Origin of the sequence: Leptothoe sp. PORK10 BA2 (assembly GCF_034932105.1) — a bacterium.
GTDB lineage: Bacteria > Cyanobacteriota > Cyanobacteriia > Phormidesmidales > Phormidesmidaceae > Leptothoe.
Genome location: NZ_JAYGIG010000014.1, coordinates 1 through 13,379, shown reverse-complemented (window position 1 = coordinate 13,379; position 13,379 = coordinate 1). Strand labels below are relative to the sequence as shown.

General features: G+C 50.0%; 13 protein-coding genes and 1 pseudogene. 5 read left to right on the top strand and 9 right to left on the bottom strand.

Annotated features, from left to right (window positions below; genetic code table 11):
- Positions 1 to 43 precede the first annotated feature (43 nt).
- Positions 44 to 748, bottom strand: coding sequence for a Crp/Fnr family transcriptional regulator (locus VB741_RS06000; RefSeq protein ID WP_323364243.1), 705 nt, complete (start codon positions 746 to 748; stop codon positions 44 to 46).
- Between the two features lie 680 nt (positions 749 to 1,428).
- Here VB741_RS06000 and VB741_RS05995 point away from each other — a divergent pair.
- The 3 genes from VB741_RS05995 (at position 1,429) to VB741_RS05985 (ending at position 3,659) form a co-directional block, all read left to right on the top strand.
- The gene (locus VB741_RS05995) at positions 1,429 to 2,007 is read left to right on the top strand and encodes a hypothetical protein (protein WP_323364242.1); all 579 of its coding nucleotides are present in this window, start codon (positions 1,429 to 1,431) and stop codon (positions 2,005 to 2,007) included.
- Positions 2,008 to 2,483: 476 nt separating this feature from the next.
- Positions 2,484 to 2,741, top strand: coding sequence for a hypothetical protein (locus tag VB741_RS05990; protein WP_323364241.1), 258 nt, complete (start codon positions 2,484 to 2,486; stop codon positions 2,739 to 2,741).
- Between the two features lie 3 nt (positions 2,742 to 2,744).
- The gene (locus VB741_RS05985) at positions 2,745 to 3,659 is read left to right on the top strand and encodes a cation diffusion facilitator family transporter (protein WP_323364240.1); all 915 of its coding nucleotides are present in this window, start codon (positions 2,745 to 2,747) and stop codon (positions 3,657 to 3,659) included.
- A 41-nt stretch (positions 3,660 to 3,700) separates the two neighbouring features.
- Here VB741_RS05985 and VB741_RS05980 read toward each other — a convergent pair whose 3' ends face one another.
- On the bottom strand, positions 3,701 to 3,997 hold the full coding sequence (locus VB741_RS05980) for a hypothetical protein (protein ID WP_323364239.1): 297 nt from the start codon (positions 3,995 to 3,997) through the stop codon (positions 3,701 to 3,703).
- A 146-nt stretch (positions 3,998 to 4,143) separates the two neighbouring features.
- Complete coding sequence (locus VB741_RS05975) at positions 4,144 to 4,824, bottom strand: HAD family hydrolase (protein ID WP_323364238.1); 681 nt, start codon at positions 4,822 to 4,824, stop codon at positions 4,144 to 4,146.
- Between the two features lie 417 nt (positions 4,825 to 5,241).
- Here VB741_RS05975 and VB741_RS05970 point away from each other — a divergent pair, with 417 nt between their 5' ends.
- Together VB741_RS05970 and dcd are read left to right on the top strand one after the other, a co-directional pair.
- Positions 5,242 to 5,829 (top strand): cob(I)yrinic acid a,c-diamide adenosyltransferase, encoded by a 588-nt coding sequence (locus tag VB741_RS05970; RefSeq protein ID WP_323364237.1) that lies wholly within the window; start codon positions 5,242 to 5,244, stop codon positions 5,827 to 5,829.
- Between the two features lie 135 nt (positions 5,830 to 5,964).
- Positions 5,965 to 6,558: a dCTP deaminase gene (dcd, locus tag VB741_RS05965; RefSeq protein WP_323364236.1), complete on the top strand. Its 594-nt coding sequence runs from the start codon at positions 5,965 to 5,967 to the stop codon at positions 6,556 to 6,558.
- 28 nt (positions 6,559 to 6,586) lie between these two features.
- Here the strand turns inward: dcd and VB741_RS05960 are convergent, their stop codons facing one another.
- The 6 genes and pseudogenes from VB741_RS05960 to pilM form a co-directional block, all read right to left on the bottom strand.
- Positions 6,587 to 7,912, bottom strand: a complete 1,326-nt coding sequence (locus tag VB741_RS05960) for an FAD-dependent oxidoreductase (protein WP_323364235.1) — start codon at positions 7,910 to 7,912, stop codon at positions 6,587 to 6,589.
- A 205-nt stretch (positions 7,913 to 8,117) separates the two neighbouring features.
- Positions 8,118 to 8,435: an HU family DNA-binding protein gene (locus tag VB741_RS05955; RefSeq protein ID WP_323364298.1), complete on the bottom strand. Its 318-nt coding sequence runs from the start codon at positions 8,433 to 8,435 to the stop codon at positions 8,118 to 8,120.
- 274 nt (positions 8,436 to 8,709) lie between these two features.
- A complete protein-coding gene (locus VB741_RS05950) occupies positions 8,710 to 10,740 on the bottom strand; it encodes an AMIN domain-containing protein (RefSeq protein ID WP_442786303.1) in 2,031 nt (676 codons plus the stop codon).
- 125 nt (positions 10,741 to 10,865) lie between these two features.
- A complete protein-coding gene (locus VB741_RS05945) occupies positions 10,866 to 11,705 on the bottom strand; it encodes a hypothetical protein (RefSeq protein ID WP_323364233.1) in 840 nt (279 codons plus the stop codon).
- Positions 11,705 to 12,487 carry a PilN domain-containing protein gene (locus VB741_RS05940; RefSeq protein ID WP_323364232.1) on the bottom strand — a complete coding sequence of 261 codons (783 nt, stop codon included), beginning with the start codon at positions 12,485 to 12,487 and terminating at the stop codon, positions 11,705 to 11,707. The genes VB741_RS05945 and VB741_RS05940 overlap by 1 nt, the downstream gene beginning before the upstream one ends.
- A 3-nt stretch (positions 12,488 to 12,490) precedes the next feature.
- Positions 12,491 to 13,255 (bottom strand): annotated as a pseudogene (gene pilM, locus VB741_RS05935) (type IV pilus assembly protein PilM); the annotation flags it as partial.
- Positions 13,256 to 13,379: the final 124 nt, after the last annotated feature.

The window sequence follows — 13,379 nt, the reverse complement described above, 5'->3', positions numbered from 1 at the left end:
CACAAACCCGACTGAAACCAGTGGGTTAGTTGATTAAACCGAATTACCCCTGTTGTTTTAGGCTGGTACCAAAGGGAATGCTGATGAGATTCTCACCATGGCTTTGAATCAAACCCCGCTGACGCAGTTTACCCATCAGGCGGGTAACGGTGACTCGGGTAGAACCGATGGCACTACCGATTTGGGCATGGGTCAGGGGAAAGGGTAGGTAGTAGCCATTGTCACAGGGCTCACCATACTCATCCACCAGCAAAGTCAAAAAGCCCAACAGTCGATCGATGGTGCGGCGTTGACCCAAGGTACTGAGCCACAGTAACTTACGCTGATGCTGGCGACGAAAGGCATCGAGTACCTCACGGCGGAAATGGGGCCAAGTATCCAAATCATTCCAGTAAAGCCAGACAATGGTGGTCTGATCTACATGGGAAAAGCTCTGGAGGGTGAAGGGTGGCTGGGCAACGATCTCAAATGGCTGACCCGCTCCCACAAACCCGAGAAAGGCTTCTTCGGCAGCGACTAAGGGGACTCTAGCGGAAGAGGCTTTTTGCTGCTTGAGGGTGGCGCTAACCTGAGCACTTCCCACCAAACGCACAGCACCCTGCTGAACTAAGTAAAGCAATCCTGGCCGTGTCGGAATCCGTTCATCTTTACTAAAGGTGCGACATCGATAATGCTCTTGTGCCCAATCAAGGATGCGTTGCCATACATGAAATGGCCGAGCGTCATCCGCTGGGAGAGATGATGACATGGGGACAGTGCTGGCAGTTGTTGATAATTCAGTTAGTGTCATTTACCTAGTGTCAAGCCATAGAGTTTTTAGCCAAAAATAATCTGGAGAACTTTCGGTTGACGAAGACTCCAGTTATTGATCCACCCTGAATGCGATCACGTATGAAATTTAAAAAGAAGTAATTTAAAAGCCCTATGTCAAGAACTAATAAGCCGTTGTACTTGTCAACCGTAAAACCACGATCAGTATACGAAACAAATACATCAAGTACATTAATACAAACGACCGATCTGATTGGCATCCCGAAATTGACTTCTTTATACTTACTTCAGCTTTTTTTGAAGGAGGTTACTGAACCCCAATACTTAACTAACCCGTGATTCAGATCAAAAAAAGGGGCGCACAGAAAAAGCTCTGTACTTTCACCCAGTTAATACAAATAATATGACATGATTTCGTTAAAACGGACATTGCTGTCTGATTTAGCTTCATCGATTGACGTGATCAATCCCATCAATCAAGCATCATCTAAGTCAAACCTTCATACTCCCCTTAGATATTCAGCGGTTTTATTAAGCATCGGTAAAACCACACATATTTGTCATCAGAGTATTCCCTTAAAAAAAGTTCATTGTAAAGAAACAGTTACGTATGTTTCGGCAATTTCATGCAAGCTGGAGCAAATCTGGCAACAACCCGTGGGTGATATTGCCTCTAATCTACTGAGGGTGTTGCTGGGGCAATCAACCCCCTCAGTATGGTCAAGCATTCGCCAGAACGAGGCTGGCTGGCTGGAGTTTGTCATTTCCCAGGGGGGAATAGATCAATGGCGGCAGCAGCTATCTCCGCAGACATTGCAGACGTTACAGACAGTAAAACAGGTATCGTCTCAGTCGATCACGCCCGAACAACTATGGCAGCTGCAATCTGGATATGAGCTGTGCTGTCGATGGCAGGCCTGTTACCAGCAAATGGGTGGAGTGGCGCAGGTGCAGACCGACATCCCCCCTGGGGTTATGTTTTCCATGCCCCATCCTCCCCTGTATCAATTGATTCACTGTTTGCTAGATATTTGCGATGGTTGGGATGAGGCTACGCAGCCCCAATTGTTACAAATGTCTAAGCAGCTGATCATGGCCTTGGAACAATGCGCTGGTGCCACGACACCCGCCTCATCCGAAGCTGGGGAAGTCAGTCGTTGGCTAAGGCCAACTCAAGTTGTGCTGAAACAATTACTAGGTGAAAGATTGGGCTATCCATTAAGGGAATGGTTTTAGGCTGATGGATAGGTTTAGATATGAAAGTTTAGATTAGGGATGACAAATTCCGCTGTATAGCCTAGAATTACTATTGTGTGTGAGGAGCGAACCAGTGAGGGTACCGAGACGAAACACGGCCAGTCGTCGGTACCCTTTCTGCATTTAAATCAAAGTTTTGATTAATGTCTGGCTTGAGCGCATCATCTTCTCAAGTATTTAAGTCTTATTCAGTCAGACAGTGAGAACGCCCAATAAACCCTAATCTTGCATCAGAGAATCTGCACTTCAATTCGATTTTTCTGATTATCTGTTAGTACCGTAATTTTTTAGCCTGAATGCTTAGTGCTAATCAGTTAAGGGTTGGATAGGCTGATTTTAACCAGCCTATCCAACCCTTAACTGATTAGGACATATAGCCTATTAGCATCAACATCCGTACAGTTTTTTGGGGTGACCATTCCCCTAAAAATAGCTGTCAGGGATGCAGCTTTTTGATGGCCATTCTCCTGAATACAGCTGTCAGGGATGCAGCTTTTATGGATAGCCATTTCCCTGAATGCATCGCTATCGATGCAGCTTTTATGGATGGCCATTCTCCTGAATGCATCGCTATCGATGCAGCTTTTATGGATGGCCATTCTCCTGAATGCATCGCTATCGATGCAGCCTTTATGGATGACATTCTCCTTCCCGTGATATGGTCCCTTGGCAGGGGGCACGTCATTGAATATGTTCAACTGGTTAATGGGTAATCCATGGTCATAGATGCTGGGCAACAACGGCAAACATGCTATCGCCTGTTGCTGATGATGCTGTGGGCAAATTTGGTGATCTTGACCATTGAGGTGACGGCTGGTTGGACGAGTCAATCGGTTTGTTTATTGGCAGAATCTCTCCACACCCTAATTGATGTTTTTAGTACCGCCCTGAGTTTGACTGCGGTGGCTTCGCCTCAACGCCCTTTGGGACGAGAAATATGGGGTCATGGTCGAGGAGAAGTGGGTGGGTCGCTAATATTGGCAGCCCTGTTAGGGTTTTTCGGCGTGAGTATTTTAATCGTTGCGTTTGGCCAGTTTGAAGCGGCGATGCAGCGGGTTGCTTTGCCCTTTCCGGTGGAGGTGACCGTTGTCCTAATGCAGCTGATGGCGGCCATGGTGGCTATTGCCCTCACCTTGGCTTTGGTGGTTTCCTATCAGGGGCGATACCTACAGAGTTTGGCCCTCAAGTTGACGACCCAGCATGTGTTGGGAGATGGCTGGTTAAGTATCTCGGTGTTGCTGGGGTTGGTGGGTATTTGGCGCGGCTATGCTTGGCTGGATCCACTGATTGCGATCGCACTAATTATCTTCACCCTCCACAGCTTCTGGCGCGTCCTTGATACCCAGTTGCCCACCCTACTCAGGCCCACCGCCATTGCCCCTGAAGCCATTGCCCAGGTGGTCACCACCGTAGAAGGTGTCATCCGTTGCAATCGGATCCGGTCGCGGGGGATGGTGGGTCGCCAGGTCTGGATCGAACTTTACCTAGCGGTACACCCAGAGTTTCTGGGCATGGCCCGCACCATCGGCGAACGGGTGGAAAGTGCGCTGCGGAATCACTACGGACCGGTCAATGCGCAAATTTGGGTGGAGCAGGACTATACGTTGCCGGTGCAGAATTATTACTACTAAGGGTCACTAAGCGCTATTAATAGCCGCTGCCCCTTGCCCGGCTAATCCCCAATTTTTGTCGCCTTAGTTAAGTCCACCAAATTACTGGCAAACTCTTCAATCGCCTGCTGATTATTGGTGGCAAACATCCGGGCCATCATGGCAATGGCCGCTAGACGTTTGAGCCGTGGATGCAGGGTGGGGAGACTGGAGCCATCGGCCCGTAGCTCCGCGCTGAGATCATCGAGTTCGAGCAGGACATCTTCCCGCTGCTCCTTGGGAAAGGCCTGGGCTAGGTGTCGTAACCTAGCCAAACGGTCCTGAACGGTTTGGGGCTGATCGTCAGGGGCATTGCTCATGGTGCGACTCTGAAACTAATCCATTCCTACCATCTAAGAGTCTGTACTGTCCTTGCAAGTAGTATCCAACAGGATGATCTGTCCAGCTTAAAGGTGGGCATGGAGCACGGCTCTGGGATAGTTTCCTGGTCCCCATGGGGCCACAGTCAACAGTCGCCTATCGGTTCCGTAATCTTCTCCTGGACTCCATAGGTTAACAGTCGCCTATCGGTAAAATCCACAATAGTGAATATTGCCCCCAGCTGGCATAGGGTCGCGTCACTGTGGCTGGAGGTAACGCCAATGGTGGGAATACCCGCCGCCGTGGCGGACCGCACCCCCGTGGGGGAATCTTCAAACACTAGAGCCTCGTCTGGCCTTAGTCCCAGCTGATCTAAGGCGGTTTGGTAAGGCAGCGGATCGGGTTTACCTTTGGGTAAATCATCGGCAATGATGACGGGGTAGAACATCCCCTTTAGGGCCAGGGTGTGCAGCATAAAATCTGCATTGGAACGGGGAGCGTTGGTCACTAGTGCGGTGGCGTATCCCTGATGCTCTATGTGGTGTAAAAAATCCGTTAGTCCTGGCATCCGCTGCAGTTGGTCAGCCGCCATCTCGCGAAACCGAGCTTCTTTGTCAGCGCTAAAGAGCACCCCCTGGGCCACTGACAAATTTGGTAGCAAATCCCTCACAATGTCAGGGTTGAGTCGACCGCTAATGAAGCGATCGTAAAATGCCTGGTCAACGGTCATCCCATGGGGGGCGAGCAACGATTGCCAAACTTGGAAGTGAATCTGATCGGTATGGGCGAGGGTGCCGTCCAAGTCGAATAAAACCGCTTTCAGCATGGGCTGGTCTTACTTAGGAAACTATAGGTTTGCGCCCATGGCTTCGGCCAAACCATCGGTCAGGCCATGGGGGCGCTGTTTGACCATAGCGTGCTAAGGCTGTTGCAGGCTGTGTTGTGGTACTCCCAATACGCCATGTTAGGATGGCCACCTATCAGCACCTGTTAACCGCAAATGGGGTGAGGCATGAAAAAACGCATTAAAGCAAATAAGCTGACGGTGGTGGTTGCGATCGCAACCCTGACCCTCATCACCACAGTTGCCCTAGCCTCCCCAATTTTTTTCTAACGACCTTCAGCATGGCTCAACTGCCAAAACCAAGCTGAAATTCATCATGTTAAGCTGTCCCCTAAATTCACCCTGTATGCGCTATATTTAGGTCGCTACTAACGAAAGTGCTACTAGATATAGCGTTTTATGGTTCAACAGCTGAGGGTGACCCACAATACCCGCCATCCCTCCCGAATTCCCCCCACCCCTGATGCCCCACCCATGCTTTCCCAAGGGGATCGTCACCCGTTGCTACAAGCCATTGAAGGCTCCCTGCGGGTATTTACATCGGTCCACCGCAGTTTTTTTACCAACGTCATGGTCCAAGCCCTACGGTCTGCCGATCAGGGCATGTCAGTGCTAGTGGCTCAATTTCTCAAAGGAGGCATTGATCAAGGCCCAGACCACATCACCCAAATGGGCCAAAACCTAGACTGGGTGCGCTGCGGTTATTCAGGCTGTATCTTTGAAACCACCCACGATGCCCAGGCCGCCGTGAGCGAGCTGTGGACCTACGTCAAAACAGCTGTCCAGGACGATCAATACGGCCTAGTGATGTTAGATGAACTGAGCCTGGCCATGGACTATGGCCTTATTCCAGAAGCGGAAGTGCTAGAGCTACTACAACAGCGCCCTTCCCAAATGGATATCATTTTGACCGGGCCCAAAATGCCCTACTCCATCCTCTCCATGGCCGATCAGGTCACCGAATTTAGGCGAGAGTTTTTACCTTAGGTTTGAAGGGATTAGCTTTGAAAAGATAACCGTGGTTCATACATTGGGGCTTGCCCACCGGGTGAGTCTGATCAGGTTACTTTTATTAAAGGGTGAACTATTAAGTGGTGAGCTGTGAGGAGCGAGGGATAAAGAATGATTAAAAATGATGCTTGGATTCACAGCATGGCCAGTGAAGGGATGATTACGCCCTTTGAGCCTGCGCTAGTCAGACGCATGGATTGGCAGGGTACCAACGTACCTGTCATTAGCTATGGTCTTTCTTCCTTTGGCTACGATATTCGCCTATCAGCCAAAGAATTTCGGATTTTCCGCCACGTGCCCGGTACCGTCATTGACCCCAAGCACTTTAACCCAGAAAACCTAGAACCCACAAAGTTGCGCACCGATGAAAATGGCAGCTATTTTATTTTGCCTGCCCATTCCTATGGCCTAGGTGTAGCGTTTGAGCGTTTGTCCATTCCCGATAACATCACCACCATTTGCATTGGCAAAAGCACCTATGCCCGCTGTGGCATCATTGCCAACCTCACCCCGGCAGAAGCTGGCTGGCGGGGATATCTCACCCTAGAGTTTTCCAATTCCTCCAGTGCAGACTGTCGCATCTATGCCAGTGAGGGCGTAGTACAGCTGCTCTTTTTAGAAGGTGACCCCTGCCAAGTTAGCTATGAGACCCGCCAGGGCAAATACCAAGACCAACCAGAAATAGTGACCTTAGCCAAGGTTTAATGGCCGGTACAACGGCTTTACCGCGAATCTACATCGAACGCCGAAAATTAAACCAATTTTCAGCCCAATCTCGTCGCCATTGCCCCCCCTTCCAGCGGGAGCCTTGCCATTGTTCAATTGCTTGATGGATGGCATCGGCCAAGGTACCAGGTTTCACCCTAGCTGTGATGCTCTGCCCCAGGGCATTCATCGTCGGGCAATTTCCCAAGGTGGCCACCAGGTCAGGGGCACCCTCCCCCATCAGATGCACCCCCAGAATTTGATCGCCTATGGTGATGATTTTGCAAAAATTAGTCTGGGCCACCTGATCCGCCACCATTGGCAGACAAGAGGCTTGAAATATCTGCACGTCATGGCCATGGAGCTCCCTGGCTTGGCCTTCAGTTAACCCCCAACGGCCGATGGGGGACAGCAGATGAATCGAATAAAACACATGTTCATATTGCATCATATGCCGTCGGCCAAACAGAGCATTTTCCAGAGCAACGGCTGTTTCTTGCTGGGTTAACTCGGGCCGACTTTCCCCACCTAAGCTGCCACCACTGACGTAGATTTGAGGGCAGCTTGTTTGCAGATACCGATTCACTGCAATGGTGCTATGCCCAGGGGGCAGGCCCACATTTTCTAGCTGTAGTGATTCCCAGCCATAGGTCTGGGGCACCGCTACCAACAGTTCTGCATCGACCTGTTTCGCTTCGATAGGGGTACCACCGGACCCCAGACGGTCTGCGGCAACTATCGTAATCCCCCCATGGTTGAGCTGGACCTCGCTCAGCCGTTGAATATCCCAGTCTTCTGCCGGTAACAACGAGTGATCCTGCAGAATCAGGGTGACCGTCGCCACACGACTTAGGGCGTAAGCCCATTCCACCGCCGTAGCTCCACGGCCAGTGACAGCAATGTGATGGGGCAGGGTTTTGAGCTGAGTCAGCTGGTGACAGGGCAAACTGTCCTGGGCCAGTTCGGGTATGGATGCGCCATAGCCATCGGTCAACAAATAACGACTGGCCTTGAGGTCACGGTTTTCTAACGTTAAGGCCAGTTCCGATGTAAACCTAGCCGGTTCCAGAATCACATCGATCCCTTGGGTTCTCAGTCCCGTCGGCGTGAGCATTGGCAGTGAGCATTCGCCGTTAGTAACTCCATCACCCAGGACAGACCAGGGCACGGTGGGGAAGGTTAGCCTTTTAGCCTGGAGTCTTTGTAGGAGGGCATCTGCGGCATCATTGGCAGGCCAGTTCGGCGCGATTAATGCAACACGGGCACCTTTGCGGACAGCGGTACAGGCAGCCAACCGACTGCCCAGACTTCCCCCTAAAATTGCTAGATCGTAATCGGTGCTGCAGCGTGCCATGTTCCAGCATTATTTCTGCCAATTGTACTGGTGGGGTCACTCCCATCCATTAATCAGCCACTGTGAAGGGAGTTTTAGGGCAATAAAAGAAGTGTCGCTACCGCTAGAAATATTGCAATGTGAACCATGGAAACATAATTCCAAGACACATTCTCAATATTCAAGCGCCGTAGCGACACTATTGCTCAAATGACGGATAGCTTAATTACTTGTTGGCCACCATTTCCTTAAATAGCTTGCCAGCTGAAAAGGCAGGCACGGTGGTCGCCGGGATGACCATGGTATCACCCGTTTTAGGATTACGTCCTTCCCGTTCCTTACGGTGCCGGGGCTCAAAGGAACCAAACCCAACTAACGTGACCTTCTCACCACTGGAAACCGCTTCCATGATTGATTCAATTGCTGCAGAAATAACTGCATCAGCCTGCTTTTTAGTCACAGAGGCCTTTTCGGATACCTTGTCTACCAGTTCACCTTTATTCATCTTTGTCTCCTCGCAGATTAAAACCAATGAATGAACCATGCCCATCGTTGGACAAATCGTTAAAGAAACATAAGGAAAATCTCAACAGATCGCTGAAACCCTTGGAGCCTCATGTTTTCTCTGACCCATTCTAAGGGGTCCCTTACCTATATAGATCTATAAAACATTGAATTTATATGGATTTCAGCGATTTTTAGGAAAATTTATAGGATTTGTGGTTGAGAATTGTGTTTTAAACTACATAAAAGCCCTGCAAACCTTTTATGGATAGGCCTACAGGGCTTTTATTAAGTCTTATGGAAACAAATGCAAACTATTCAGTTTCGCCTAATAGCTCGCGGACATCCTCCCCAGGTGTATAGCTATAGCCATAGATGCTTTCATCAGAGTCATCCAAAATTTGAGGCGTCAGCAGCACGATTAACTCTTGACGCTCATTTCTAGTACCGGTGTCACGGAACAATGCACCAATGATCGGCAGATCGCCCAAAATTGGAACCTTGCTAGTAGTGGCAATATCAGTGTCCTCAATAATCCCCGACAACACTAGGGTTTGACCATCACGTACCCGAATCTGTCCAGAGGTTAGAGCTCTTGTTGAAATTGGAATCACAAAGTTATTGTCACCCCCCAAATTAATTCGCGCTCCTGGCGAAGAGATAGTAGGCGCAACAGACAGAGATACAAAACCATTATCATCAATGCGATCGATATTAATGGCTAGGGTCAGGCCCACGTCAACTAACTCCACTTCCCTTTCCTCGGTGACGACACCACTCTCATTAATGATCGCGTTAAGCGTACTTGTGTTAATGACCTCTTCCACCAGGTTAACTGAAGCATCCTGTCCTTCTTGAACAATCAATGTTGGATCAGTAATGATTTTGGAATTGCCATTTGTAATTGTTGCATTCAGCGCAGCGATAAAGTTCCGGCCGATGTTTAAGGGGTTAGCGTTATTAAATACCAAATCCAAAACACCCTCACCATTTTGTCTGGCGAAGACATCATCAACACCAAAGGAGAAACTCGTACTGAACTCCTCTAGTGCTGACAGATTAACGTCAATCACCCTCAGGTTAATGGCGACCTGACGTCGGCGTAGATCTAATTGAACTAACTGGCTTGTAGCAATTTCGACCTGGCGGGGACTTCCCACTAAGGTTATGGAACTAGTACGGGCATCACCAATTACCTGCAGCCCTCGCAACAGGGCTGGTGAATCCTGATAGTCAGCCCGCAGAATTTCAACGCTGGTCTCTAACTCGGTTCTTTCAACTTGTTCTACTTCTTCACCCACATCAATGGTTGACTCAACCACCTGAATTTCTTGTTCATCGGCAAAGGCACTCTCAGCCCCCATAAATACCAAGAAATTAATGGCAGTAGCCACATCCACTTGATTGACTCGCACACTGCGCACAATTAAATTTCGAGCCGCTTGGGGCAGTCGAGGTCCGACAAAAATTGTCCGACCGACGCGATTGGCTTCCAATCCTGAGATCTGCAGAACGTAGTTGAATACGTTCTGCACAGGCTCGTCTTCAATGTCTAGGGTCACCTTGGTATCCGCCCCCACCGAGTCTTCTCCGCCACCTGTATCGGTAAAGGCAAGGTTAAGCCCCGCAGCGCGAGACAATAAGGACAGGGCTTCACGGGCCGTTGCATCCCTCAGTACCAAACGGGGTACCCGCTCAGCTGTGCCCAGATCAATCACATCTAGACCCGCATTGATTTCTGAAACGGCAATGTCTCCCACCGGAGGGGCCACAGCTCGGGGTAAAAACGGAGGCGCGCCATTTAGTGTAGGCGTTGTTACCGGAGTGCCATCGATGATCACCTCAGGATTAGGCACTAAAACATCCGGGGTGTCTGTTTCGGCTTGGGCTAGATGGGTGGGTAACAAAGACCGATCCGTAACCGTTTCAATGGTTTCGGGTAGAACACTGGGTTGTGGAGTAGCGTTGGGTCGGGTGTCAAGGCTCACTAAAAGGCCCTGGCCATTGACCTTCTCCAAATTAGCAACCGGTGCCTGATCAGCTCCCTGAATCGTTAGCCGCACTGTATTGGCATCCAGGGTTTCTAGCTGAATCGACTTGATGGTGGGATCAGGATTCTGCTTGCTGTAGACCTTGCTGTTAGGTAGGGCTAGCTGGGCATTGGTAATGTCTGCCTGCAGAACATTATCTCGACGGACTGCAAAGATTTGAGGAGTGTCGCCACCCTTGGTGGAAAGCTTCAGCTCCATGCCTGTTTTAGTTGCGTTGAGTTCAACGTTTTGGATGGCTGTAGCAGCGGCTTCAGCAGACTGAGCTGTGAGGACGCTCAAAGCTCCGCCAGCCATTAAACTTCCAAGTTTGAAAAAGCGTCGTTTCACAGTTCACTCCTTAAATCTTAATTAGAGTACGTCGATGTTAGGGTCTGAAACCTTGGGGGTTTGAACAAGGGGAAAGTAACTGATCCAACAACCTACTGCGGCTGTTCTTCAGACTGCGGCTGTTCTTCAGCAGTTTCACCTTCCGCTGGTGGCGGTGGAGCAATTTCTGGTGGAACCGAGGGATCACCCGTTGGAATCAGTGCATCCAATTCAAAAGTGGAATTTATGCGCTGTTTGGGCTGTCCTACCACTTGCCCTTGGCTGTTGAGAACGGTTTCAGTCACGGTTTCAGAGGATGACAGGGCAAAATCCCGCATCAACAGTAAGGGTTCCAACCGTTCGACATTGCTCAGAATTGATTGGGTCTGGGCAAAGTCTCCGGAAAACTCAACGCTGTAGGTCTGACGTTTTAGCTTGTCATTCACCTCTGCGCCCAGGCTGCCGTCTTGGACGACGGTTTCTCCGCTAGGGACAAATTTTTTCAGCTGCGCCTCAACAATAATTGGGGGAATACCCCGAGCTATGACCTGATTGCGGGCAGCCCCGATGGACGCATTGCTATTTTTAATCCGCTGGTTGATGTCTAGGAGCAGCGTATCCATGGAGGACTCATCTGAAAATAGAGAATAGACATTGCGACGCTGTAGAAGAGCGGCATCCCGCAATTCTTCAAGTTTGGCAATTTCTTCTAATCGTTCAGCTTGGGTTGCCAACTGCTGCTCCTTTTCCGCGATTTCGGCTCTGAGGGCTTGATTACTGAGACGCACAGGTTGCACAAATCGCTGAAACAGGAATATGGCTAAACCAATACCAGCTAGGGCTGCCAGGATGCCCAAAACCTTTGGGGTTAACTCAATGCCAAAGATAACAGGGTTTAACGATTCATCATACAGGTCGTCTTCGGCCGGGATAAAGTCTCCGCTTAATGTCATTATTCGAGCACTCCTGTTTCTAAAAGGGCTTTTAACCTAGAGGAAAGACCGACGGATGCTTGCTGATTTTCCAGTTCAGCCAGCAGTCGCTCAAACTGTTCGGTAGACACACTTTTGACGTTGCCCACAATGGTGTAGTCCACCAGTTGCGTGGGCTCGTCCCGCTGAGCTTCCCCTGGACAACGACCCAAGACTTCACTACCCAATGCAGATGTATTGAGCTTGACTGTCTCACTCTCGAGGAACGGAGAATTTTTCAGTGTCAGAACAAAGTCATTGACATCATCAAAGGAACAGGCTGTTCCATCAATGCTGATGCCGCCTGCTTCGGGGGGAATGGGCTCATCTCCAGCTGCGGCTGGTATGGGCTCCCCTGGGGTTTGGCTGACTTTGGAGAGCTGGGTGCGGGTGGGAATCCGGTTTTGAATATCCTTCACAATGGCCGACCAGGGGCGAATCTTGGTGAATACTCCGGCTAAAGCACGACTTTCTGAGCGGGCTGCCTCAGTTTCTGCCTTGATCTGATCCACCTGGGCTAGTTTTGCCTGGAGTTCAGTCAGCTTCTGAGCTAGCTCAGCTTGACGGGTTTGCAAGGTGGATTCTTGATACTTGAGTAAGCCCCAAAAACCTCCTACACCAGCTAATGCCGCCACCAGCACACCGAGACCGATGGCGATGGGGGTGCGATCTCTAGAGGACCGCCGCACCACGGACGATGATTGCGTCGCTAAAACAGGACGTTCTTCACGATCATTGAGAAAATTGATATCTATGCTGTACATGTCCTAAACCTCCCTCAGGCCCAAGCCCAGAACTGTTGCCAACCCAGGACGTTGGGCTTCAGAAATTTCGTCACCCACCTCTAGGGACAGGGACTCAATCGGATCGATTGGGCTAGCCGGCAGACTTAAACGTTGGGCAAAGAACTCATCTAGTTGGCCAATTGCGCTACCCGGTCCTGCCAGCAGCAGCTGAGCAACTTCCATGTCTTCCCCCTGGTTTAAGTAAAAGTCAATGGAACGTCGCAGTTCATCGGACAGCTCCCCCAGTACCCTGAGCATGGCTGCCGTACCTGGGTTAGTACCGCCGGACATTTGGGGGGCCCCCATACTATCCATTGGGGTGGCCGGTACAGTCATTCCCTGAAGCAGCTCTGTATTACGGGTAGGGGGTAAATTCATGGCGCGGCTGAGGGCGCTTTGAATTTGAAAGGTGCCGATGGGCACTGTCCGTGAGAAATGTGGAATGCCATCGACAACGATGGATATTTCTGTACTTTCAAACTGAATGTCGACAATAGCCGCCGCTTCTTGGGGCGTAAACTGTCGCAGTTGCTCACGAATGGTTCGAATTAGGGCAAAGCTGCTGGTTTCGACCACATCGAGATTTAGTCCGGCCTTCTGAAAGGTTTCCATATAGGCATTGGTAACTTCTTTTTTGACAGCTACCAACAGGACCTGGACTTTTTCGATGCCGTCTTCGTCGACAAAGAAACCTAGCTTTTGATAGTCGACATCGGCTTCTTCGCGGGGAAAGGGCAAATATAGACTAGTGCAGTGTCAAAGCTTAATTTTAGGGTAAACGGAGGCTAGCTTACAGCGAGCATCATCGACCTTCATCTGCCAGTCAACCCCCCGTTGCCTGTGGTTGATATCGTTTGACCAAGCGGTCGTT